Origin of the sequence: Cyclobacterium sp. SYSU L10401, assembly GCF_010993705.1 — a bacterium.
In the GTDB taxonomy this organism is placed as follows: Bacteria; Bacteroidota; Bacteroidia; order Cytophagales; family Cyclobacteriaceae; genus Cyclobacterium.
In genome coordinates, this window is record NZ_WOFO01000008.1 from 24,652 (window position 1) to 48,014 (window position 23,363).

28 protein-coding genes are annotated in these 23,363 nt (G+C 43.6%); all 28 read left to right on the forward strand.

Annotated features, from left to right (window positions below; translation table 11 throughout):
• Nucleotides 1-17: 17 nt before the first annotated feature.
• A complete protein-coding gene (locus GL182_RS17425) occupies nucleotides 18-1,121 on the forward strand; it encodes a glycosyltransferase (protein ID WP_163381068.1) in 1,104 nt (367 codons plus the stop codon).
• Nucleotides 1,114-2,289: a glycosyltransferase family 4 protein gene (locus GL182_RS17430; RefSeq protein ID WP_163381069.1), complete on the forward strand. Its 1,176-nt coding sequence runs from the start codon at nucleotides 1,114-1,116 to the stop codon at nucleotides 2,287-2,289. The genes GL182_RS17425 and GL182_RS17430 overlap by 8 nt, the downstream gene beginning before the upstream one ends.
• On the forward strand, nucleotides 2,279-3,622 hold the full coding sequence (locus tag GL182_RS17435; protein WP_163381070.1) for a polysaccharide pyruvyl transferase family protein: 1,344 nt from the start codon (nucleotides 2,279-2,281) through the stop codon (nucleotides 3,620-3,622). The genes GL182_RS17430 and GL182_RS17435 overlap by 11 nt, the downstream gene beginning before the upstream one ends.
• A complete protein-coding gene (locus GL182_RS17440; protein WP_163381071.1) occupies nucleotides 3,619-4,743 on the forward strand; it encodes a glycosyltransferase family 4 protein in 1,125 nt (374 codons plus the stop codon). Before GL182_RS17435 ends, GL182_RS17440 begins: the two co-directional genes overlap by 4 nt.
• Before the next feature lie 6 nt (nucleotides 4,744-4,749).
• Complete coding sequence (locus GL182_RS17445; protein WP_163381072.1) at nucleotides 4,750-5,358, forward strand: sugar transferase; 609 nt, start codon at nucleotides 4,750-4,752, stop codon at nucleotides 5,356-5,358.
• Between the two features lie 494 nt (nucleotides 5,359-5,852).
• A complete protein-coding gene (locus GL182_RS17450; RefSeq protein WP_163381073.1) occupies nucleotides 5,853-6,080 on the forward strand; it encodes an acyl carrier protein in 228 nt (75 codons plus the stop codon).
• A complete protein-coding gene (locus GL182_RS17455) occupies nucleotides 6,080-7,141 on the forward strand; it encodes a 3-oxoacyl-ACP synthase III family protein (protein ID WP_163381074.1) in 1,062 nt (353 codons plus the stop codon). The genes GL182_RS17450 and GL182_RS17455 overlap by 1 nt, the downstream gene beginning before the upstream one ends.
• 320 nt (nucleotides 7,142-7,461) lie before the next feature.
• A complete protein-coding gene (locus tag GL182_RS17460) occupies nucleotides 7,462-7,851 on the forward strand; it encodes a GxxExxY protein (RefSeq protein WP_163381075.1) in 390 nt (129 codons plus the stop codon).
• 373 nt (nucleotides 7,852-8,224) lie between these two features.
• Nucleotides 8,225-8,563: a hypothetical protein gene (locus GL182_RS17465; RefSeq protein ID WP_163381076.1), complete on the forward strand. Its 339-nt coding sequence runs from the start codon at nucleotides 8,225-8,227 to the stop codon at nucleotides 8,561-8,563.
• A complete protein-coding gene (locus tag GL182_RS17470; RefSeq protein ID WP_163381077.1) occupies nucleotides 8,563-8,793 on the forward strand; it encodes a hypothetical protein in 231 nt (76 codons plus the stop codon). Before GL182_RS17465 ends, GL182_RS17470 begins: the two co-directional genes overlap by 1 nt.
• Complete coding sequence (locus GL182_RS17475) at nucleotides 8,794-9,129, forward strand: type II toxin-antitoxin system PemK/MazF family toxin (protein ID WP_163381078.1); 336 nt, start codon at nucleotides 8,794-8,796, stop codon at nucleotides 9,127-9,129.
• A 335-nt stretch (nucleotides 9,130-9,464) separates the two neighbouring features.
• Complete coding sequence (locus tag GL182_RS17480) at nucleotides 9,465-10,238, forward strand: SDR family NAD(P)-dependent oxidoreductase (RefSeq protein WP_163381079.1); 774 nt, start codon at nucleotides 9,465-9,467, stop codon at nucleotides 10,236-10,238.
• A 14-nt stretch (nucleotides 10,239-10,252) separates the two neighbouring features.
• Nucleotides 10,253-10,906: an acetyltransferase gene (locus GL182_RS17485; protein ID WP_163381080.1), complete on the forward strand. Its 654-nt coding sequence runs from the start codon at nucleotides 10,253-10,255 to the stop codon at nucleotides 10,904-10,906.
• On the forward strand, nucleotides 10,903-11,265 hold the full coding sequence (locus GL182_RS17490; protein WP_163381081.1) for a holo-ACP synthase: 363 nt from the start codon (nucleotides 10,903-10,905) through the stop codon (nucleotides 11,263-11,265). The genes GL182_RS17485 and GL182_RS17490 overlap by 4 nt, the downstream gene beginning before the upstream one ends.
• A gap of 145 nt (nucleotides 11,266-11,410) precedes the next feature.
• Nucleotides 11,411-12,160, forward strand: coding sequence for a YdcF family protein (locus tag GL182_RS17495; RefSeq protein ID WP_163381082.1), 750 nt, complete (start codon nucleotides 11,411-11,413; stop codon nucleotides 12,158-12,160).
• 860 nt (nucleotides 12,161-13,020) lie between these two features.
• Nucleotides 13,021-13,242, forward strand: a complete 222-nt coding sequence (locus tag GL182_RS17500) for a DUF433 domain-containing protein (RefSeq protein ID WP_163381083.1) — start codon at nucleotides 13,021-13,023, stop codon at nucleotides 13,240-13,242.
• A complete protein-coding gene (locus GL182_RS17505) occupies nucleotides 13,239-13,583 on the forward strand; it encodes a DUF5615 family PIN-like protein (protein WP_163381084.1) in 345 nt (114 codons plus the stop codon). Before GL182_RS17500 ends, GL182_RS17505 begins: the two co-directional genes overlap by 4 nt.
• A 477-nt stretch (nucleotides 13,584-14,060) precedes the next feature.
• Nucleotides 14,061-14,312, forward strand: a complete 252-nt coding sequence (locus GL182_RS17510; RefSeq protein WP_163381085.1) for a DUF2281 domain-containing protein — start codon at nucleotides 14,061-14,063, stop codon at nucleotides 14,310-14,312.
• Nucleotides 14,313-14,648, forward strand: coding sequence for a type II toxin-antitoxin system PemK/MazF family toxin (locus tag GL182_RS17515; protein ID WP_163381086.1), 336 nt, complete (start codon nucleotides 14,313-14,315; stop codon nucleotides 14,646-14,648).
• Between the two features lie 1,125 nt (nucleotides 14,649-15,773).
• Nucleotides 15,774-16,925, forward strand: coding sequence for a DegT/DnrJ/EryC1/StrS family aminotransferase (locus GL182_RS17520; RefSeq protein WP_163381087.1), 1,152 nt, complete (start codon nucleotides 15,774-15,776; stop codon nucleotides 16,923-16,925).
• 182 nt (nucleotides 16,926-17,107) lie between these two features.
• Nucleotides 17,108-17,710 (forward strand): acetyltransferase, encoded by a 603-nt coding sequence (locus tag GL182_RS17525; RefSeq protein ID WP_163381088.1) that lies wholly within the window; start codon nucleotides 17,108-17,110, stop codon nucleotides 17,708-17,710.
• A 692-nt stretch (nucleotides 17,711-18,402) separates the two neighbouring features.
• Nucleotides 18,403-19,467, forward strand: coding sequence for a hypothetical protein (locus tag GL182_RS17530; RefSeq protein WP_163381089.1), 1,065 nt, complete (start codon nucleotides 18,403-18,405; stop codon nucleotides 19,465-19,467).
• 12 nt (nucleotides 19,468-19,479) lie between these two features.
• Nucleotides 19,480-20,172 carry a hypothetical protein gene (locus tag GL182_RS17535; protein ID WP_163381090.1) on the forward strand — a complete coding sequence of 231 codons (693 nt, stop codon included), beginning with the start codon at nucleotides 19,480-19,482 and terminating at the stop codon, nucleotides 20,170-20,172.
• Nucleotides 20,173-20,179: 7 nt separating this feature from the next.
• Entirely contained in the window at nucleotides 20,180-21,004 is an 825-nt protein-coding gene (locus GL182_RS17540) for a YjbH domain-containing protein (protein ID WP_163381091.1), read from the forward strand.
• Nucleotides 20,994-22,115, forward strand: coding sequence for a YjbH domain-containing protein (locus GL182_RS17545; RefSeq protein WP_163381092.1), 1,122 nt, complete (start codon nucleotides 20,994-20,996; stop codon nucleotides 22,113-22,115). The genes GL182_RS17540 and GL182_RS17545 overlap by 11 nt, the downstream gene beginning before the upstream one ends.
• Before the next feature lie 358 nt (nucleotides 22,116-22,473).
• Nucleotides 22,474-22,701, forward strand: coding sequence for a DUF433 domain-containing protein (locus GL182_RS17550; protein ID WP_163381093.1), 228 nt, complete (start codon nucleotides 22,474-22,476; stop codon nucleotides 22,699-22,701).
• The gene (locus tag GL182_RS17555; RefSeq protein WP_163381094.1) at nucleotides 22,701-23,066 is read left to right on the forward strand and encodes a DUF5615 family PIN-like protein; all 366 of its coding nucleotides are present in this window, start codon (nucleotides 22,701-22,703) and stop codon (nucleotides 23,064-23,066) included. The genes GL182_RS17550 and GL182_RS17555 overlap by 1 nt, the downstream gene beginning before the upstream one ends.
• An 85-nt stretch (nucleotides 23,067-23,151) precedes the next feature.
• A partial coding sequence (locus GL182_RS24155) for a hypothetical protein (protein WP_205603681.1) occupies nucleotides 23,152-23,363 on the forward strand: 212 nt, incomplete at its 3' end.

Below are 23,363 nucleotides of genomic sequence, written 5' to 3' on the forward strand. Positions count from 1 at the left end.
AGTGAAAAGCATTTCTTATGCGTAAAGTTAAAATATGTTTTTTAATTCCTTCTGTTTCTTCCGGTGGTATCGAAATGTATGTCTTACGATTCTTGAATTACCTTGAAAAAGTATCAAACATTACGATCATCATTAGATCTAAAGAAAAGGGAGAGCTTTATGACGACTATGTCGCTACAGGAGTGAAACTCGTATTTTTACCCTTAGGGTACATAAACCCACAAAAATTATGGCAACATTACTTATTTTACAAACAAGAAAAATTTGACGTCATATGCGATTTCAATGCAAATTTTTCGGGTTGGGTCGTCTGGCTAGCCAAAAAAGCAGGAATACTCAAACGTATTGCTTTTTATCGTCAAGGTAGGAATCATTTTAGGCCAACGCTGCCAAACATAATTGTTAATCGTTTAATGAACCACCTAGTCTATCGAAATTCAACCGATATTTTTTCAAATTCTAAAGCAGCCATAGCATTCTTTTTTCCCTATCGAAAAGATTTTGACGAACGATTTCAAGTCTTATACAACGGGGTCAATCCAAAGGAATATGATATAAAAGAAACTAAAGAGAGCATAAGAGAAAATTTAGGCTTGCCAAAAGATAAATATGTTATTGGGCACATAGGTAGATTAGATGCAGCCAAAAATCATACCTTTATTCTAAAAACATTCAAAAAGCTGAATGATGAGTTAAGTGATGTTCACTTGGTTTTGTGCGGACGAAATACCAATCAATTACAAAGCCAAATAGAAGGCTTGGGTATAGCTTCACATACTACCCTATTAGGGTACCGCAGAGATGTGCCTAGAGTGCTAAAATCATTTGATATGTTTTTCTTCCCTTCAATAACTGAAGGTCAGCCTAATGCTTTGATAGAAGCGATGTTGGCAGGATTACCAATTATAGCTAGTAATATTGCATCGATTAAGGAGTGCGTTCCAAATTTGAGTTGGCATTGGTTAAGTGATCCGTATGATGTAGAAAAATTTGTGAAGCTAATAAAAGAAGTAAAAATAGGAAAATATGATGGGACAGAAATATTACAAGACTATGCATCTAAACTTTTTAATATTGAAGCGAATTTTAGACAATTTGAGAAAGTCTTAATTAATGATTAAAAAAGTGCTTTTTATTCATGACGGACCTAGGTGGAAAGATGCAAGCGGTATTCAATTCGGTACTTCGGTTGATATCTGCATGTTTGAGCGATACCAATATCTGGGGGAAGAGGTTTGTTTTATGATGCGTGTTTTCGAGCGTTCTGATACAGAGAATCTTTTCAACTTGAATGATAAAGGTCTACATATTATAGAAGTACCTCCCTTTAATAGACCGCACCTCTTGAAAAATTACAGAAAGTCTAAATTAATTATACAGGAAAGTATACAGAAGTTTGATATTTTGGTAATTAGATTGCCGAGTACCATAGGTTCAATAGCTGTGGCCTTGGCAGAAAAATTGAATATACCATATTTAATTGAAGTTGTTGCATGTCCCTGGGACTCCCTTACTAACCATAGTTTGCTTGGTAAATTGTATGCTCCTGTTTCGAAGAAAAAGCTTTCCAATTTAGTAAGAAAAGCACCTTTTGTTATGTATGTTACGGAGGTATTTCTGCAAAACCGCTATCCCAATGATTACAAGAATATTGGAGTTTCTGATGTAATGCTTAATGTCATTCCTGAAGATCAGATAGAGAAGAAGATGAAGCATTACGCTAAATTTGATGGAGATGATAAGCCAAGACTTAGACTAGGCACTTTGGCCGTTGTTGATCTCCCCTATAAAGGGCATGATATAGTTCTTAAGGCGATAAAAAGGTTAAAAAAATCAGGATTTGAACTGGATTACAAAATAGCAGGAAATGGCGATTTTTCACAATTGAGTATGCTTATTGAACGTTATGAGCTTCAGAATAATGTTCACTATATAGGAGTACTGGATCATAAAGAGGTTTTTAATTTTCTTAGGGATATCGATGTTTATGTGCAACCTAGTCGGACCGAAGGTATGCCAAGAGCTTTGATCGAAGCTATGAGTATGGGTTGTGCTTGTATAGGATCTAATGCGGGTGGAATACCTGAGCTTCTTCAAGAAGAGGCAATATTCCCCTCAAAAAATGTGAAGGCTTTGGTTGAAAAGCTAAAGGCCTTCAATAATAAAAATCTATTGATAGAGCAGTGCAAGGTTAATTTTATTAGGGCCAAAGATTACCAGTTTTACAAACTTGAGCAGAAACGTCATGCATTCTATGATACATTTTTAAATTCAATCGATGGGAAATAAAATACTTGTAGTTCCTGGTAATACCGATTTGAACCGCGGTGATCAGGCTTTGGTATGGGAATCCATACGTATTTTTGAAGAAATTTTTCCGGATTTAGAAATTTATTTATACGAATCGGGTGCGGGTGAAGAGGAAAAAAAATTACAAAAAGCACAGACCGCCAACCTAGGATATAATTTTACAGCTAGGATCTTACAGCATCCCAGAGTAAAGAGTAATAATACTAGAAAACAAATCAAGTATGGTAAACTTGTATTTTTAAAATGGGGATTTAATGCGGTTTTTGATTTAATTTTTACGGTCTTACTTATTTCTCGATTTTCTTTACTTAACGCAATAGGTAAGGCTAGCCTGACAAAAGAACAAAAGAAATCGCTAGAATTGTTCCCAGAACTTTCTGCACTAGTCGTCAAAGGAGGGGGGTTTTTACACAGTTATGGAAAAATACACGATGCTTACGTGATGTATTATTTTCTTTTTGACTTAATGCTTGCACACAAATATAAGGTTAAAACATTAATTCTACCTAATTCCATAGGTCCTATAAAAAATAGGGTTGCAAGGTGGCTTGTAAAACGTGTTTTAAAAAAATCAAATTTTGTATCAGCTCGGGAAGATGTTTCTAAGGAATTTTTGAAAAATGAATTAAATGTTGATGCACCAAATATCCCTGATCTCGCATTTTTCCTTGAATCAGATGATAGGAATATGCTATCCTACTTAGAGTCTAAAGGGTTTGATAGAACAAAGAATAACATTGCTATTACCCTAAGGCCATATCGTTTTGACGGCTATACCAATGCAGATCAACTTTATAGGAACTATCTTAATGAAATTACGCTTTTTATAGAAACTCAGATAAACCGTGGTTACTGCATTAGCCTTGTAGCGCATACCTTGGGGCCAAGCGCCCACGAAGATGATAGGCTTGCACTTAAGGATGTATATAATAATCTTGATGAGCAAATTAAAGCCTCTGTGGTCTATCTAGAAGATTTCGGACTGAATTGCAGGCAGATACAAAAGCTATATTCTTATTACGATTTGCTGGTGGGTACTAGGTTCCACTCAGTAATTTTTGCACTTAATGAAAAAGTGCCAGCGATATCTATCGCCTATGGTGGCAACAAAAGTTATGGAATCATGAAAGATATTGGTGTTCCTGAATTTGTGGTAGGAATAGATTCAGTTTCATCAAATAGATTAAATGAGATGGTATTTAATCTCGAGGAAAATCGGCAAAACTATCTTGAAAAAATTGTTGAATACCATTTAAAATTGATTCAGAAAAGGAATAAGCTCATGCTGCGTCTTGAAGAAATTTTAAAATGAAGGTATTATTCGTAGCAAATATCCATAAACATTTTAAGGCTTTTCATATACCTTATATTCAATATTTGAAGGGCTTAGGATGTGAGGTTCATGTAGCGGCCAATGATCCTGAAACCATTATTTCCGAAGCGGATAAGCAGTATAATTTACTAATCCACAGAAACCCTTTCTCCTTAAATAATTTAAAGGCAATTAAGGAGCTTAAAAAAATTATTGCCAAAGAGAATTATGGACTTATTCATTGCCATACTGCCATGGGGTCAGTGGTCGCTAGGTTGGCTGCTTTTAAGTTTAGAAAAAATGGAAATCTTAAAGTTCTTTATACCGTGCATGGATTCCATTTTTATAAAGGTGCGCCTAAAATTTATTGGTTAATATATTACTCAATAGAAAAGTACCTTTCGAAAAATACAGATGCAATCATAACCATTAATGATGAAGATTTTAATTTGGCCAAAGAAAAGAAATTCAAAGCAAAAGATATTTTTAAAATACCCGGAATGGGAATAAACCCAGAAAAATTCAAAGGAATATCATTAGAAGATAAAGAGATAATAAGAATAAAAAATGGCTATAAAAAAGATACTTTTATTTTGATATATGTAGCTGAATTTATCGAAAGGAAGGACCATGAATTTATCTTAGAAATTTTACCCTTGATTAAAAATGAGATTAATGATTTTAAGTTTATTTTTGCCGGAAGAGGGAAACTAAAGGTTTCTATGGAGAAGTATGTGAACAAGATTGGAGTTTCTAATTATGTTGATTTTCTTGGTTTTAGAAAAGATATAGGGGAATTAATAGTAATGTCTGATGTTGGTGTTTCAGTTAGTAAGCAAGAAGGATTACCAATGAATATTGTAGAAGAAATGTATGCTGGAAAACCTGTTATTGCTACAAAAATAAGAGGACATATTGATTTAATTGAGGATGGGAAAACAGGATTCTTATTTCCGCAGGGTGATCGTTTTGGTTTTATTAATAAAATCATTACAATCTATAAAGACAAAAAACTTCAAGAATTGATGTCAATAAATGCAAAAAATAGAGCCCAATTATATGAATTGCCAAATTGTATTCAAGATATGGGGAAGATTTATAGTAAATTTTTAGATAGTTAGTTTTAAATGTACATCCAATTTATCAAAAAAACTATTGATTTTTTTGTGGCTGGCATTATGCTTATTATGGTTTTGCCTTTTTTATTGATTATCGCTATCCTTCTTTTTTTGTTCCATGGTACTGTTTTCTTTGTTCATGAAAGGCCGGGAAAAGGAGAAAAAGTTTTCAAGCTGATCAAATTCAAAACTATGAATGACAAACGGGATACTCAGGGTAAATTATTGCCTGATGCCCAGCGTTTGACCAAAATTGGGAAGATTGTCAGAAGTACATCATTCGATGAACTCCCCCAACTCTGGAATGTTTTAAAAGGAGACATGAGCCTCATCGGTCCCAGACCGCTGCTGGTGCAGTATTTACCCCTTTACAGTGAAAAGCAAAGAAAGCGGCATCAGGTCAGGCCGGGCATCACCGGATGGGCGCAGGTAAATGGCCGCAATACCATCTCCTGGAAACAGAAGTTTGAATATGATGTCTGGTACGTGGAAAACCTTTCTCTTGCCCTGGACATGAAAATCCTCTGGCTCACCATTGTCAAAGTATTCAAAAGAGAAGGCATTTCTGCCGAAGGCCAGGCGACGGTGGAGCCGTTTAGGGGAAACGATTTTGAGTAGGCAGTGGTCCAGTAGGCAGTTGGGCAGTTGGCACTGGGGTATCGTGAGCTGATTTTTGGATGGGGAGGTTTGTTGGTTGTTGTTGTCGGGTTTGTGGTAAGTAAAAAGAGTTGGCAGTATTCGTCAGTAGGTAGTGGTGCAGTTGGCAGTAGGGCAGTTTACAGACACGGATTAGTAAAAACAAACCCAGAAACCCTATCGAAACCTCGCCTGCCAACTGCCACCTGCCAACTAAATTCGGTACCTCGTCTGCCACCTGCCAACTGCCACCTGCCAACTAAATTCGGTACCTCGTCTGCCACCTGCAAACTGCCACCTGCCAACTACCACAATTACCGGTCTTAATGTATGTTTTCACAAAGCAGGCAGTAACGAAATAGAACAAACGCACCCAACTGCCACCTGCGAACTGCCACCTGCCAACTATCTCCTACAAATTAAGAAGAAACATAAGTTTTTAATATCTTAACAACTTAAATAAAAAAACAGCAACTATGGAAAAGAAATTCTTGGCCTTGATCAAAGAGGCATTGGAGATGGAAGATCGGGAGCCACAGCTTTCTGATCAGTTTAAAGAATACGACGAATGGGATTCCTTATCACGCCTGACGCTGATCGCAGAGCTGGACGACCAGTTTGACGTGACCATTGCCTCAGAGGAAATAGAGGCCATGGATACGCTTCAGGAGCTTCTCGATAAAATCAAAGCCAACCAGTCCTAATGGCTTTATTGCAGTTTGATAAGGTTGGCATTTTGGGAATGGCAGCGGCAGTACCGGAACAAAGAGTGGTGACCCGTGACTATACCACTTATTTCCCTCCTCAGGATGTGGCGGAAATTGCGGATAAAACGGGCATAGAAGAAAGGCGCTTTACTCCGGAAGGCATCTGCGCTTCCGACCTGGTGCAGGCGGCAGCAGAAAAACTGATTGCTGACATGAAAGTGGACAAGGAAGAAATCGACCTCCTGGTATTCGTTTCCCAAACGCCGGATTACCGCATGCCGGCCACCGCCGTATTAATTCAAAACCGCCTGGGACTTTCCAAACAGACCATGGCTTTTGATCTGAATTTGGGTTGCTCGGCCTTCGTTTATGCACTATCAGTTGTGTTTTCATTGGTACAAAGCGGCCAGGTTAGAAAGGCTTTATTATTAGACGGGGAAACCCGGTCCAGGGTGTATCATCCCAAGGACCGCCGGGTGGCTTTTTTATTTGGGGATGGGGGAGTGGCTGCTCTGATTGGAAATGATGCCCGCTTTGGTAAATCCTTTTTTTCCCTGAATTCAGATGGCAGTCGGGAGGACCTGATCAAAATCAAAGCCGGTGGTTACCGCTTCCCCAGTTCGGCCGAGACGGTAAAGGAAAAGGTGGTAGACGATCACGGGAATATATCTACGGACGAACACGGCACCATGAATGGGCCGGATGTTTTTAATTTCGTGATCCAGGAAATTCCTTCGGATATCCGAAAGGTGTTGGAAGCAGCAGAAATAGAAAAAGACAGTGTGGATTACTTTGTATTCCACCAGGCCAATGCCTTTATGAATGGGTACCTGGGTAAAAAGCTCAAACTACCGAAAGAAAAAGTCCCCAGCTGCATCCGTGACTTTGGAAATACTTCTTCCGTTTCCATTCCGCTCACCATAGTTACCCAGTTAAAAGAAGAACTGAGAGCCCCTAAAAAGCTTCTCCTTTGCGGCTTTGGCGTAGGCATGTCCTGGGCCACGGCCGTGATGGATTTTAGGGAATGTCATATTAGCGAATTAGTGGAAGTAGGATAGAACGCAGATGGCACGGATGGAGCGGATAATCGCTGATTTTTTTGAAATATCATTATCTGTGAAAATCAGTTTGATCCGCCTAATCTGCGTTCCATAAAAAATTGAACGCTGATGAAACGGATTTGGCTGATCTCAGCTGATAATTTTGAAAAATATTTTATCTGTGGAAATCAGTTTGATCCGCTTAATCTGCGTTCCATAAAAAGATTGGACGCTGATGACACGGGTTTGGCTGATTCTCGCTGATTATTTTCAGGAATAATTTTATATGTAAAAATCAGATTGATCCGCCTAATCTGCGTTCCATTTACTTTGGTATTATGGAAAATCTTTTGCATCAGGATATTACCGAGGCCATTATTAGGGTTTTTTACAAGGTATACAATACTCTTGGTCACGGGTTTTTGGAAAGGGTATATGAAAATGCTATGTATTACGAGTTAGCTAGTGGGGGGTATGCTGTGGAAAGACAAAGAAGGATAAAGGTTTTCTATGAAAACATTCAGGTCGGAGATTACTTCGCCGACCTTATTGTCGATGACAAGGTAATTGTCGAGATAAAAGCAGCAGAAGGTCTCAGAGAAGAACACGAATGCCAATTGATAAATTATTTAAAAGCTACGGAAATCGAAGTTGGGTTACTGCTCAATTTCGGCAAAAAACCTCAATTTAAAAGAAAGATATTTACAAATAGGATTGAACACAGATGACACGGATTGAGCAGATATTCGCTAATGTTTTACTAATATAATTTTATCCGTGTGAATCAGTTGGATCCGTTTAATCTGCGTTCCATTGATAGAACGCCGGAAAGATTGGACGCTGATGACACGGATTTAGCGGATAATCGCTGATGTTTTTTTTAAATAATTTTATCTGTGTTAATCAGTTTAATCCGCCCAATCCGCGTTCCATAAAAAATTGAACACTGATGACGCTGATTTAGCAGATTTCCGCTGATTTTTTTTTAGGTAATTTATACGTGTTAATCAGCTTGATCCGCCCAATCTGCGTTCCATCAATCCCAGTCTATTTTGATGTTTAATGATATTTGATTTATTTTGATCGTTATTGCGCAGAGAGATGAAAAAACCTAAAGAAATTACCATTCACAACATAAAGGCAAACCAATACAGAGAAGTATTCTCTGATGGTGCTAGTCTGGGAATTACTCCAACAGGATATTTTTATCTCAATTTTTTTTCTCAAAGAAATGCGATTCCGAAAGGAATGGTTTTTGAATTATCTGATAAAGGGCATTTGGGTGAACTTAAATCACTAACATCTGATTCCAAAGATGGAATTGTAAGGCAGCATGAAATTGGCATTTATTTGGACCTAAAGACTTGTAAAAATCTGAGAGATTTATTGGATAATAAAATAAATGAATTTGAAGATTTAAATAAAAAGGGAAAGAAATAATGGATTTGACTCTAAATGCTTATTCGAAAGTAGATTTTAAAAATTACGTTGCTAAAAGCGTAATTCCATTCTCATATTCCTTTCAAAAATTTATTTACTTAGGCAAACATACAGGGCTAGAAGAGGATGAAAATGAGTTGACGCTGCATGCCATGCGGCTATCCGAATCTTCGTTAAAGGAAGATTGGGAAAATGAAGATGATACCCATTGGGATAGTTTTTTGGAATAAATGGTTTTAAGGCAAGGCGATATTGTAATTGTGCCCTTCCCTTATTCAAATGGGTATCTATCAAAAAACAGACCTGCAGTAATTATTTCATCAGGAAGAGTAAATCAAACCATGGATGTTATTTTGGCTCAAATCAGTTCGACATCCAGAAGTGATGATTTTAGTTTTGTTATTGATGAAAATATGCTGACTGTTTCGTTGAGAAAAGATAGCCAGGTCAGGGTTCATAAGATTTTTGTGATTGAAAAAAGGCTGATTAAAAAAGTGATTTCCCAGCTCAAAAAGCCCGCAAAAAAAGAACTATTAACCAAAGTAAAGGAGCTTTTTGACAATTAGGAAGGGTTGTTTTTTAAACCTAACCTATCGGGCAAAATTCCGATGATCCATTGTTTTTAAGTAAAAATCCGTGTAGATCCGATAAACCTGCCTAATCCGCGTTCCATAAAAAATTAGACAGAGATAACGTTGATAGCGATGATACTCACTGATCTTTTGTTTTCAAGAAAGTAGTCCGTGTAGATCCGTTTAATCCGCCCAATCCGCGTTCCATAAAAAATTGAACACTGATGACGCTGATTTAGCAGATTTCCGCTGATTTTTTTTTAGGTAATTTTTCCGTGTTAATCAGCTTGATCCGCCCAATCTGCGTTCCATTATAATAATCCGAATAAATGATAAACTCCAATAATCCTTTTTCTTTAATAGGCAAAACCATCCTCATTACAGGAGCCTCTTCTGGAATTGGTCAGGGGATTGCCATTGCCTGTTCTCGGCAGGGGGCAAAAGTTTTACTTTTGGGACGGGATTTGAAACGACTGAACGACACACTTGCTCGCTGCGAAAACGGAAAGGATCATGCAGGTTTAAGTCTCGATTTCCAGGATACTGACGGTTGGACGGACGAATTTACTTCCTTCGCAAAAGAAAATGCCCCGATCCATGGCTTTGTTCATGCCGCTGGCATTTCCCCTACAGTGCCGTTTAAAATTATAAAAGCCGAGCAGATTCAGGAGACCTTTCAGTTAAATGTGTTTTCAGCCATAGAAATCCTTCAAATCATCAGCAAGGTGGGAATCAAATCCCCGGAAGGCATGAGCATGGTGATGATTTCTTCTGTGATGAGCGAAGTAGGGCAGAAAGGCAAATCCTTATATGCCATGACCAAAGCAGCTTTGGTGGCATTGGTAAAAAGCCTTGCCCTGGAATATGCCGATAAAAACATACGCTTCAATGCCATTTCCCCTTCAGTGGTCAACACGCCCCTCTCCGGAAAGTCCGAATACAGAAAAGATCCTGCCGCCATGAAACAGGTGGAGGATATGCACCCGCTGGGCCTCGGGGAAGTAGAAGATGTAGCTCATGCGGCAATCTATTTACTGGCAGATGCTTCCAGGTGGGTCACCGGAACCAATATGGTGGTAGATGGCGGATACCTGAGCTCCTAAACCTTACCCTTTTTATGTCTAATATCAAGCAAATCATTATCGTCGGCGCTGGTGGCCATGCCGCGGAATTGGATGATTACCTTCACTATGCCAACCAAAAGGCTACCGAATGGAAAATTAAAGGTTTTCTGGACGACGATGCATCCAGTTATGCCCATTATTCCTTTTCTGCACCCTATTTGGGAACCATAGCAGAGCACCAGGTTGATCCGGGCAGTGAATACCTGATAGGCATTGCCCAAATTAGTTTCCGGAGAAAAATCGTCGAGGACCTGCAAAAAAAAGGAGGAATTTTCAGTTCTTTTATCCATCCCGAAGCATTCATTTCCAGAAGCAGCGAGATTGGGCAAGGGGTGGTCATTGCACCCAACGTTAACCTGGGGCCAAATACCAAAATAGGCGCTTTCACGGTGCTAAACAGCCGCTGCAGCATTGGCCACGATTCCAGTATAGGAGCTTTCAATTTTTTCAGTCCCAATGTCTGTCTGTCCGGATTTTCTGAAGTGGGAAATGATAACCTTTTTGGAATCAATGCGGCCACTATCCCCGGAATAAAAGTAGGGACCGGAAATAAAATCATGGCTGGAATGACCCTCGACAAAAATGTGAAAGACCAGGAGGTAGTGTTTTACAGGTATAAAGAAAAAGTGATTGCCGTTAACAAATGAGCCAATACATTGGGGTAGATCTGGAAGAAATCAAACGGTTTAGAAGATTGTGGATGCATAAAAAGCACCTGCTTCACTGGTTTTACCTTCCTGCCGAATTGAAGAAAATAGAAGAAGCACCCAAACCTCCCGAAAAGATGGCTGGAATCTGGTGTGCCAAGGAGGCCGTTATCAAAGCGTTTGCCCCCCTGATTTCCCTAAGAAACCTGGAAGTTGACCTGAGCCAGGGTCATCATGCAATTCCCGAAGCAAGGATACTTCATCCCGTGGCAGAAAAGCTAGACCTATCCCTGACCGTCAGTATTTCCCATACCCGAGAACATGTCATCGCCAACGCCCTGCTTACCATTAATGACTAATCACATCATCAAACCATCTCATCATCGTACTAAAACAAACAGCCGAACGATTTCCCATCAGTTAACCAATTAACCAGTTAAACAATTAAACCCTTCAATACCATCATCAAATAATCAAATCATCCTATCACCCCATCAATAACGCTTGATTTTTATTCTCAAATCCTTATTCAACCACTTCCTGCTTAACCCGGCCTTTTGGCTATTCCTGGTATTGGCGGGAGGGGCGGTAAAAAGTTTCAAACAAAGCAAAGCCAGGGCTTTGCTTTGTGCTTTACTGGCACTGGGACTTTTTTCACCCTTTTCCCATTGGGCTACCGGTTACATGGAGCGGCAATATCCGGTGTTGGACCTGGAGGCTGCTGCCTTACCGGAAATGCTACTGGTCCTGGGTTCGGGAGGCACGCCTGATCCGGATGTGGCCCCCAGTCACCGGGTAGGGCTTTCGGCCTTACCCAGAGTGCTGGAAGCATTTCGCATCTGGAAAAGGCACCCGGAGATTATCCTGGTGGTTTCAAGCAGTGGGAGGGAAGGCTATCCCTCACAGGCAGCCATCTATGCAGAAGCCCTGCAGGAATGGGGCGTGCCGGCCACACAGATCCGCCTGCTGGAAACGCCCACTAATACCCTGGAGGAAGCCAGGCATTTTAAGGCCCTGTTTCCGGAGCAGAAAAATCTCATCCTGGTCAGCGCCGCCCTGCACCTGCCCCGGGCCGTGCAGCTTTTTAAAGCCGAAGGCCTCCATCCCCTTCCCGCCCCCTGCGGCTTTCATGTCCTGAACCATCCTGCAGGTACCCAAAACTGGTGGGTCCCGGGTATACAGTCCTTAGGCCGCTGGCAAGCCCTGCTCCACGAATGGGTAGGGATGGGGTATGGCATGGTAGGAGGAATTTAGGCCGGATGGGTGTTCGGGACCTGCTCGCTGGCAGGTAGGCTGGTGTTGGATTCAGCCCAGGTAGTTAAGGGTTAAATTGGTTCGATTCCGGCTGGCTTTATGCCCCTGCTTTGAGGCAGGTTTTCTTGTTTGTGGATTCAGCCCCGGTAGTTAAGGGTGCCTTCGACTCCGCTCAGGCACAGGAAGCAACCATCCACATATCCTCAAATCATCCCTTTGCGTCCTTCGAGCCTCTCTGTGTTCTCCGTGACTAAAAACTTCAGTAACGCACTCCCTTCGTCCTAGAATCCTGTTTGTTAAGGGTTAATAGAGAGGCAATTTGTAGGGGTAAGCGTATGGACTTTGAATGCATTTAATAGATTTGATAGCACATATACGAATGAAAAAAGCGTGCAGGCCGGCACAAAACCGAGCCTGTCCTGACGGAAGTCAGTGGCCTGTCCTGACGGAAGTCAGTGGCCTGTCCTGAATTTTCTCAGGAGGGTGCGGGAGGATTGCGGGGGGAAGGATTTTTGTGCCTTGACTTTTTTGGTACTTTTTTATCAAGAAAAAAGTACAGAAGGAATTGGCGTTAACTACTCCCATCAAGCTCCAAATTAGCAAATCATGCCTTTTTAGGCTGAGCCTGTCGAAGCCCGACTCCGCTCAGGCACCGGAAGCAACCATCACTAGATCACCACATCCTCAAATTATCCCTTTGCCTCCTTCGAGGCTCTCTGTGTCCTTCGTGACTAAAAAATTCAGTAACGCACTCCATTCGTCTCCCCCTCTCTTAGTCTCAATCTGAAAGTTAAGGGTAAAAATGTTTAATTGTTTATTTGTTCTTAGACAAAAAGGCCGGATTTAGGTATATTTGGAGTATGAATTATCAGGAATACATAGAAATCAGATCTGACAAAAGATTTGGTAAACCCTGCCTTAAAGGGACAAGAATCTCCGTTTATGATGTGTTAAATTGGTTATCAAACGGAATGAGCAAACAAGAGATCATGGAAGATTTCGAAGAGATTAGTGAAGAAATGATTAATGCTTGTCTGGCTTTTGCGGCTGATAAGGAACATAAATTACAAATTGCTTCTTGAAGCTTTTATTTGATCAGAATATCTCCCCTAAAATTGTCAGGCAAATTGAGTCGGATTTTCCTGATTCAAATCAGGTGCGACATGTCGGTTTGGAGGACGCATCGGACTCCGTTATTTTCGATTATGCAAAGGCGCATGGCTACGCTATTGTAACATTTGACGCTGATTTTATCGATTTAAATATGATTAGGGGCATTCCTCCGAAAATAATTTGGTTAAAAACAGGTAACTTAACCACCAGGTCTGTTTCCATACTTTTACAGAAAAACAGAACTGCTTTGATTGAATTTTTAGCGTCTGAAGAACAAGGAATTTTAGAAATAATCCAAAAGCATGTTTAGGTATTAATTTGGTTAATTGTTGGAAAAATTCGCCATAGATTAGCACAGATTTTTTAGGTCTGATTCAGTCTTTCAAAATCAAGTACGAAAATGAAATCTCGAACGATTTTCCATCAGTTAACCAATTAACCAATCAAATCCTACCATCAAATCAAACCTTCGTGTCCTTCGTGGCTCTCCGTGCCCTTAGTGACTAAATTTTCAGTACGTCCTACGTCTCTAAGTCCCTTTGTCTCTAAGTCTCTCAGTCCCCAATAACCTTCGTGTCCTCGGGGGCTCTTCGTGTCCTCTGTGACTAAAAATTTCAGTATGCGCTACGTCTCTCGGTCTCTTAGTCCCTGAGTCCCTCTGTCTCTAAATCCCTCAGTCATCCGGGGGTGGTCATTATCGGACATTGGCACTCATCAATCAAACAGTCAGGCATTGTAAACTAAATCTGAAAAATCCGTATATTACACAACACAAAAGGATGAATTGATGACAAAGAAAGGTTTGATTCATAGAACAGTTGAAACTTTGGAAAAACTGCCTGAAGATAGGATTCAGGAAATTGCTGACTTTGCCGATTTTGTGTTGAAAAAAAATGAAGAACAACTCCGTCAAAAACAAGGTGTTGAAAAAGCAGGAGAAAATGCCGTAACCCGGCATGCCATGCGGCTTTCAGAATCCTCATTGAACGAAGATTGGGAAAATGAAGAGGATAGTCATTGGGATAGTTTTTTGGAATAAATGGATTTTAGGCAAGGTGATATCGTTATTGTTCCTTTCCCGTTTACAGATGGGCAACAATCAAAAAACAGGCCAGCTGTAGTTGTTTCAGCGGAAAGGGTAAATAATACCCGGGATGTCATTTTAGCCCAAATCAGTTCAACTACGAGAAGGGATGACTTTAGCTTTTATATTAGCGAAAGCATGCTAACCGTTTCGCTGAGAAAAGAGAGTCAGGTTAGGGTTCAGAAAATTTTTGTAATGGAGCAAAGGTTGGTGAAGAAAAAGATTTCTCAGCTCAAAGAGCCCGCTAAAAATGAACTGATTAAGAAAATAAAAAGTCTTTTTGAAAGTTAAAGCCAGGTGGTCGTTTCGAGTCTGGCCTTTTTGTTTATAGGCCCTGGTTTGAGATCAAGCGGGGTGGTTAACGTGGCTCGGTCTGGGCAGAGTTGTAGTTACGGGCAAATAGACAGCAAATGTGGTATGGGAGCCAGGGGTGGTTGTTAAGGGTTAAAAGGCTGGAATTCGGCTGGAGAATTGAAAAGGGCATTTTGGCAGGATGGCTGGTTTTGGGAACAGTCGTGGTGGTTAATTAATTTGTAATCACAGCTTCGTGTCCTTCGTGGCTCACCGTGCCCTTAGCGACTAAATTTTCAGTACGTCCTACGTCTCTCTTTCTCTTAGTCCCTTCGTCTCTAAGTCTCTCAGTCCCCAATAACCTTCGAGTCCTTCGGGTTTCTTTGTGTCCTCTGTGACAAAGAATTTCATTACACACTTATTATCTTCGTTTCTCAGTCTTCATCTAGAGGTTAAGGGTTAATAGATAGGCAATTTGTAGGGGAGCGGGTACAAACTTTGACCGCATTTAATAGCATTGATAGCACATATTACGAATGAAAAAAGAGGGTGGGCCGGCACAAAACAGAGCCTGTCCTGACGGAAGTCAGTGGCCTGTCCTGACGGAAGTCAGTGGCCTGTCCTGAATTTTCTCAGGAGGGTGCGGGAGGATTGCGGGGGGAAGGATTTTTGTGCCTTGACTTTTTTGGTACTTTTTTATCTAAGCCTGTCCCGAGCAGCGCAGCGAATCGGGGAAAAAAGTACAGAAAGACTTGGCGTATACTATCCCAATCCACCGTGAACCTGCCATGTCCTTTGACTACAGCCAGATGACCGTTCGGGGGCTGGCTGTGGTTTCGGGACGGGCATGGTGGCAGTTTCTCTGGCGTTGGAATCCGGCCTGTTGGTTAAGGGTGCCTTCGACTCCGCTCAGGCACCGGAAGAAACCATCAACACATCACCACATCCTCAAATCATATCTTCGTGTCCTCCGGGGCTCTCTGTGTCCTCTGTGACTAAAAAACTCAGTACGGGCTCCCTTCGTCTCTAAGTCTTTCCGTCCTTTTCACATTTTCACGGCCCTTTCCGGTTGCTTTCTGTCGTTTGTAACCCTATTTTCCTATTTTAGCACCCTAAAGAAAGGTTATGAACAAAAAAATATGGCTCTCCTCTCCCCATATGGGAGGAACCGAGGAGAAGTACGTCAAAGAAGCTTTTGATACCAACTGGATTGCACCCCTGGGACCCAACCTGGATGCCTTTGAGCGTGCCATAGAAGCACATACCGGCTGCGGACATGCAGCGGCGCTCAGCTCCGGCACCGCCGCCATCCACCTGGCACTAATACTCGCCGGTGTGGGGCCAGGCGATTATGTGATTTGCCAATCTTTTACCTTTTCGGCTTCCGCCAACCCTATCCGCTACCTGGGTGCCATTCCGGTTTTTGTGGACAGCGAACCCGAAACCTGGAACATGTGTCCGCAGGCCCTGGAAGAAGCCATCCTTGCCTGCCGGGACAAAGGCTGTTGTGCAGGTAAACCCGCTTTACCAAAGGCCATCCTTCCCGTACACCTTTACGGCATGCCCGCAAAGATGGACAAGCTCTGTGCACTGGCTCAAAGCTTTGAGATTCCCGTAATTGAAGATGCCGCCGAGGCCATCGGCGCTTCTCTGAATGGCAAATCCTGTGGCAGTTTCGGGGATTTTGGTATCTTTTCCTTTAATGGCAACAAGATCATTACCAGCAGCGGAGGAGGGGCATTGGTGAGTCAAAACAAGGAAGCCGTTGCCAAAGCCCGCTTTCTGGCCACCCAGGCCCGGGATCCGGCGCCCCATTACCAGCATTCCGAAATTGGCTACAATTACCGGCTCAGCAATGTTGCCGCCGGAATCGGTCGAGGGCAAATGGAAGTATTGGACCTGCGTGTTCGCCAACGCCGGGAAAACTTTGAGACGTATCGATCGGAATTAGGAGGTATTCCTGGTCTGCGATTTCTACCGGAGCCGGATGGAACCTTCAGCAACCGCTGGCTGACCACGCTGCTGTTGGATCCGGAGCAAAACGGAGGTCTGGGTCGGGAGCATGTCCGCCTGGCGTTGGAAAAGGAAAACATGGAGAGCCGCCCCCTTTGGAAGCCCATGCACCGGCAGCCAGTGTTCCGGGATTTTCCTTTTTTCGGTTCCGATTGCGCAGAAGAATGCTTCGAAAAAGGACTTTGCCTGCCCAGTGGGAGCAATTTACTGGCCAGGGATTTGGAAAGAATCATCGAAACCATAAAAAAAACGCTAAAAAAATGAAATTTTATAAAGGACGGTTTTTGTCGTATATGTAGCGGAAAAAGGAGTTGAGCTGAGCGATTTTCCGCTTATGTCTGAAAAAACGTTTTTGGTCCATTCAGCACGGTTTTCGGCTGCCTGGCACAAATTGCTTAATTCCCTGCAATCCATTACTTTGCTATTGTTTTTTAAAGCAATAAGCTATGTATATTTATGGAGCCTCCGATCAGGGAAGGGTAGTAATAGACATGATTGACGGGTATGAGAAGATCCACGGAGTCTTTGATGATAATCCAAAAGTATTTCAGGTGTTGGATTATCCTGTGCTGGGAAGCGTACCTGCTGATTTTATTTTTGATCACCAGCTTTTCATCGCCATAGGCGAAAATGGCATTCGCAAAATGTTGCATTTGCGGTACCAATACCGGGCAAAATTTGCCACCATCATTCATGAGTCGGCCTTATTCAGTCGCCGGGCCAACCTGGACGATGGGACGGTGGTCATGGAAGGAGCCATTGTCAAGGTAAATACGGAGCTGGGCAAGCAGGTCATCATCAATACCGGGGCATCGGTAGACCATGACTGTACCATAGGGGATTATGTGCACATTGCCCCTCAGGCCACGCTTTGCGGGGGAATTGTGGTAGGGGAAGGTACACTCATTGGCGCCAACAGCACCGTGCTGCCGGGAGTGAAAATCGGCAACTGGTGCAAAATCGGGGCCGGATCGGTCGTCACGGCCGACGTGCCCGACGGGGAAACCTGGATCGGAAATGGCCTGAAAAGCAAAAAAGTCTACCGTTAATCAGTTTCAATTTATGCTCGAAAAAACCCCCCTTTTTCCCCCTTTGAACCTTAGTTTTGAGACATGAAATATTTGGATACGAAAGGATTTAAAAGCACGGAAATAGTTCTTGATTGGCTCAGCCCTTTGCAATGACAACAATTCAGCTTTAAACTGGCATTTCAGCAATTACCCCTTTCTCTTTAAGGGGGCACAGCCTGCCCTGACCAGAGTCAGGGGGGGATTTTGTCGGCGGTCCTTTGCCATCTTTCACCTGAATTGGGACCATTTCAACCGACTGAGGAAACTACCCGGTAATAACGTAACCTTAATCATTTCGAATCCAAATCCCCTTACCAAGCGGGCAGGGCCTGTTCCGATCAATGTCGGGAGGGATTTATACGTAAAAGTGCCATTCACCTAAACGCCAAACTTTTCCAAAGTTCTAAACTTTGGAAAAGTTAAACACCAATTTTTTTTAGCGAATCATTCGCAATTCCCAAGGATATACTGTACATTGTCATAAGTTTTGACAATAAACTACCAATTAAAAAATAAAGATTATATTTTCCCCGGAAAGTATAATATTTAGCAATCCGAAACCCTCGGAAAATTCCTGAATTAATTTTGTGCAGTTGGGTGAAGGGTCTGTGAATTTTTCTGAGTGAAGACCAACAAACCGAAAAAATCATTTATTCAAACACAGCCCGGAGATGAAAAACCGCCTACGACCTTTTGCCAAGTATATGGCCGTCCTATTGATGATTGCTCCCCTGATCTATTGGGGATGCGGGACGAAAGAACTGGAATTTGTCCCTCCCTATCAGGAAGTGGAGGATGAATTTGACGATATTGCCGACCTTCCGGAGGTAGATGACCCCGATCCGGAATTTACCGAACCTGTCTATGAAGAATTGTCTACCCCTCCATTGGTCTCCAACTTGCTGGAAGAAGTCATGGCTTATGAGGAAGAAGGCAAGGCCATTTCAGATAACGCCAGGCAGGAGTTAAAAAGACTCAAGCTGGGATTAAAGGAAATGGGCCTGGACCTGGATGCCCAAATAGAATCGGGGCACCTGGCAGGCATCTTGGATCTGGAGGCATCTTTGGACGAAGACCTGGATGCCCTGATGGCTTCATTTATGGAAAAATATGGCCTGAAAGCTCCCCTTCCGGAAATCCCTGAAGTAGGAGACCTTCCAGACATCGAGGCTTTGGAGTCGGCCCTGAAAAAAGATATCCTGGCCGGATCCAATGCCCGGGTCATGTCAGACATTTATGGTCCCTGTTTTCAGCATGCCCGGGAGGCTTATGACGACAGGGTCTATGATTTGGATGATCAATTGAATTCAGCAGTAGACCGCATCAATGCCAATTACCTGCGCAGGGCAGAACAGGCCGAGGAGCGGCTGATGCGTAGAAACGAGCAGGTAAATGAGCTCTATATGGAAGAAAGGAACCTGCTCCACGAATTGTCAGCCAGAATACTCAGGGCTGCCGTCAGGGCCGGTTTGGATGGAGACCTGGAATTGGCGGAGGAATTGCGGGCCTATGCCCTGATTTATGCCTACCACATGCGCATTCAGATCAAGGAATGGGCCTTGAGTTGTGTGGCCTGGAATGAAACCTTTTTTAACAGAGAAATTGAAAAAATTGAAGAATTACGGGAAAGCCGCATTGCCCGTGTGCTTACCTTTCACGAGGAGGCGGTAGAGCTGGCAGACCGTTTGCTGAACGCAGCCTTTGACCGCTGCCATGATCAGGGGGGAGGCAATTAAGCGTTATTTAGCATGTGGAAGAAAGGAATACTGGGGCTGGTCACACTCATTTGGGTGACCGGCCCTTTGTGTGCACAGGTAGAAATCAACTATCTGGGGCTGGGGGTTTCCTACTGGCACCGCAGCTATACAGGAGCGGATGAGCGGGCTTTTCTCAGCAATGCAAACCTTTCGGATAGCTTTTACCAGACGGCCCTGTTTCCAACCCTTTCCGGAGAATTGAACTTGTACAATGGCCTGGCACTGGAGGGCAGGGTAGGGGCACTGCAAACCGCCTTTCGCCTGCGGCAGGAGCTGGGAGCAGACCGCTTTCTGACTGAAAAGGTGGAACAAACCATATTGCCCCTTTATGGAGGACTGGTTTATAATTTTCGTGACCTGATCCCCAAATACCTCAATGCCTTTGTTGGACTAGGGATCAGCCGTTATTTTATTCGCAATCGCTTTACGCGCAGCCTGGAAGGCGGGGACCCGGAAGATAACCTCAGCCGGGACCTGAATGGAAACGATTACGGGCTGAATGGCAAACTGGGAGCCGAATACCTGTTCAAAAGGGATTTTAGCCTCGCCCTGGAGTTGCGCTACCATTACGGCCGTTACCGGCAGCAGCTGACGACAGCAGGTGAAAGTAGTGGTGAATTACTCAGTTTTGACTTAAAAGGCTTGGAAGCCGGTATTAATTTTCGATATAATTTCAGTTATTAGCTCCTGAATGATTTTATTTTTCCCACCCTTTCGAAGCCTCTTTTTTTACCTGTTGTTTGGCTGGTTGCTTATGGCTGGTCCGGAAACCGGCCGTTTGTCTGCGCAGGTCAATGCCTTGGGAAAACCCGGATTGATCATGACACCCAATACAGACTGGACAAAGCAGCGGCAGCTGGGACTTGGCTTTTCCTACATTCCGCAGGCATATGCCATCAATGGCTTTATGAACAGCTACCATGACGAGCACTTGTATTCGGTTCGGGCCGGGATTACGGATTGGATGGAAATATACCTGAACGTTACGCGTTTACCGGCCTTGTCTGATAGAATTGGAATAGGGGACCGGCACATGGATTTCCGGTTTCGCTTGTTAAAAGAAGCTACCTACGGATTTTCAGCGGTATTGATCCTCAGTCCTCCGGGAAGTTACAATCAGTTTTTGCATCATGACGCCCTGGTATTGGGAAAAAAATTCTCCCTGGGAAAAGATGGCATCCTTTCACTGAGCGGTGGATACGGCCTCCCCTATATTTTGAAAAGCCCTTTTGGTGATGGTATCGATGGCTTTCAGCTCGGATTCCTTTCCAAAAAGGAAAATGGAATGCGCTACCTGAACGGTTTCTTTGGGGGCTTTTCCTGGGCCTGGAAGGAACTGCTGGGCTTGCAGGCGGAGTACGACAGCAGGACTGTCAATGCAGGGATTTTTCTGCGGCCCCGGCCCTGGATACTGCTGCAAGGGCATACCTTTGAAGGCAAAGATTGGGGAGCGACGGTTTCCCTACATTTTCCCCTGGATTTTTCACCTTATGAATTGCGCAGCCATGAAAAGTAGGGTATTGCTATTGGTAGCTTGTCTGCTGGCCGGCACGGCCCTGGCTCAGGACAAGAAAGCGGCCCTGCAAAGGGCAGGATTCGAACAGGTACACCTTTGGGATAGGGGAGACAGCAGCCTGGTCTTTTTTGCACACCGCAATTTCCGTAATCCTTACCACAGTATGCGCTGGGCAGACCGGCAATGGCGCGATACGGCTTCCCTGGCCTACGTTCCCCTGCTGTATAACCGGCCTATGGGAGTTTACGGGCAGCAGGATTTGCGCTACCGGCCGCTGGATGCCGGAGAAAAGGCCTATTTTAAAAAGGTGAACCGTCCCTTTTCCGGCTACCGCTGGTCTTTCCGCATTCATCCGGATCTGGCCGTGCGGTTTGGCAACAAAGAGCGTCCTTTTGAGAGCCGGACCCATCTGATTTTGGATACGAGGGTGTTTTTGCTGCCCGGCCTCAGTGTGCAGACCGGACTGCTGATACCCATACAGAATGCCCTGGACAACCGTGGCATGCACCTGCGTCTGGCCCCCAGTCACCTGCATTATTTCTGGAACGAGCGCATGCCCCACTTTCTGGGCATCACTGCCGGTACCTTCTACAATGACCGCTACGGCATCAACCTGCAATACCGCTACGACAAGCTGGACCGGCCCTGGAGCTGGGGGTTGGAATTGGCACGTACGGGTTTCTATTTACTGCCTCCCTGGCAGGTATACACCGAAGGCATGAACGATATGCTGGCCCTTGCCGATGTGCAGTTTCGCTGGAATGCGCAGGACCTGACCTTTAAAGTCACTGCCGGGCAGTTTCTTTTCCGGGACCGTGGTGTTCGGGGAGATTTGATCCGGCAATATGGAGGGGTGGACCTGGGGCTTTTTGCTGCGGCCACCCGGGCTGGCATTGCTGCCGGGTTTAATTTTACTTTCCCACTATTTCCCGGAAAAATAGCCCGGGGCAGGAACTGGGAACTGCGAACCACGGAGGCATTTCAGTGGGAGTACAGCTATACCAATGCCGGGCCCATCGGGCAGCGTTTTCGCATGGGCATGCCCCGTCTGGACCGGACCCTGCGCCAATACAAAGCCTCCTTCCTCCAAAGCCAGGGCCGGCCCCGCTAAGCGCCCCTGTTGAATAAATATGATTCGGGGGGAGTTAAGGGTTAAAATGGGTCGGTTCCGGCTGGTCTTTATGCTCCTGCTTTGAGGCAGGTTTGCTTGTGGTGAATTCAACCGTGATTGTTAAGGGTGCCTTCGACTCCGCTCAGGCACCGGAAGCAACCATCAACACATCACCACATCCGCAAATCAAACCTTTGTGTCCTCCTTCGCGGCTCTCTGTGCCCTCCGTGGCCAAAAATTTCAGTATGCGCTTATCCTCTTCGTCTCTATGTCATGAGCTGCTGGTCAACGGTTATGGGATGGCAATTAACAAAACCGAATATTTTTTTTAAATTTGAACGGGTTAAACCTTGAAACCATGAATTTGCTCCATAGAATTACCTTAAATACTGCAGTCTGTCATGGTAAACCATGCGTGCGTGACATGCGGTGGCCCGTGGAAGTGATTCTTGATATGCTTGGCTCCGGGATGACTGCGGAGGAAATAATATCAGATCACCCTGAATTGGAAAAAGATGACATTTTAGCTTGTTTGCAATATGCTAAACTTTCTCTTTCAGGACAAAATACCAAAGAGGTAGTTTGATGAGGCTTCTCTGTGATGTTCATATTTCTTTCAAACTAGTAAATTATCTCAAATCATTGGCATTTGAAACGATTCATGTAAACCAGATTTTGGATAAATGGTTTACCAAATATGAAGACATTTGCAGCTACGCAGATGAAAATGATATGATCGTACTTACAAAAGATATCGATTTTAGAAATAGTTTTTTGATCAGGAATACGCCTAAAAAACTGGTAAGAATCAAACTTGGTAATTTATCTAACGCTATTTTAATGAAAGTAATTGCCGAATACCTTCCGGCCATACAAACATTAAATTCAGAGGGGGGATTTATGATGGAATTAGATCAGGTTTCGGCGACGGTAATAAAAAGAAAAATATAGCCTGGGAATGTTTTCCAGACTCGGAGCAACAAGCACACGTGTCCCCCTCCTGTTTTAGGAGGGGGCCCGGGGGGTGGTCACAAACGTGGCGTGGCATTGGCGGCAAGCCAACTCCACTGTTGAGCAGCTGGATAGCCAATGCAGGATGGGTCATTTCCCCTATCCCCGGGCTGCGCCTCCCTTGTCGGCTTACCCGAGGTTAACGGTATTTCGCCCCGTTGGGGCTTGGGTTAGTGAGCCCATAAGCGGGCTGATTTTTGGGTATGCTTTTTGGCAGGATACCAGGTGTTGGATTCA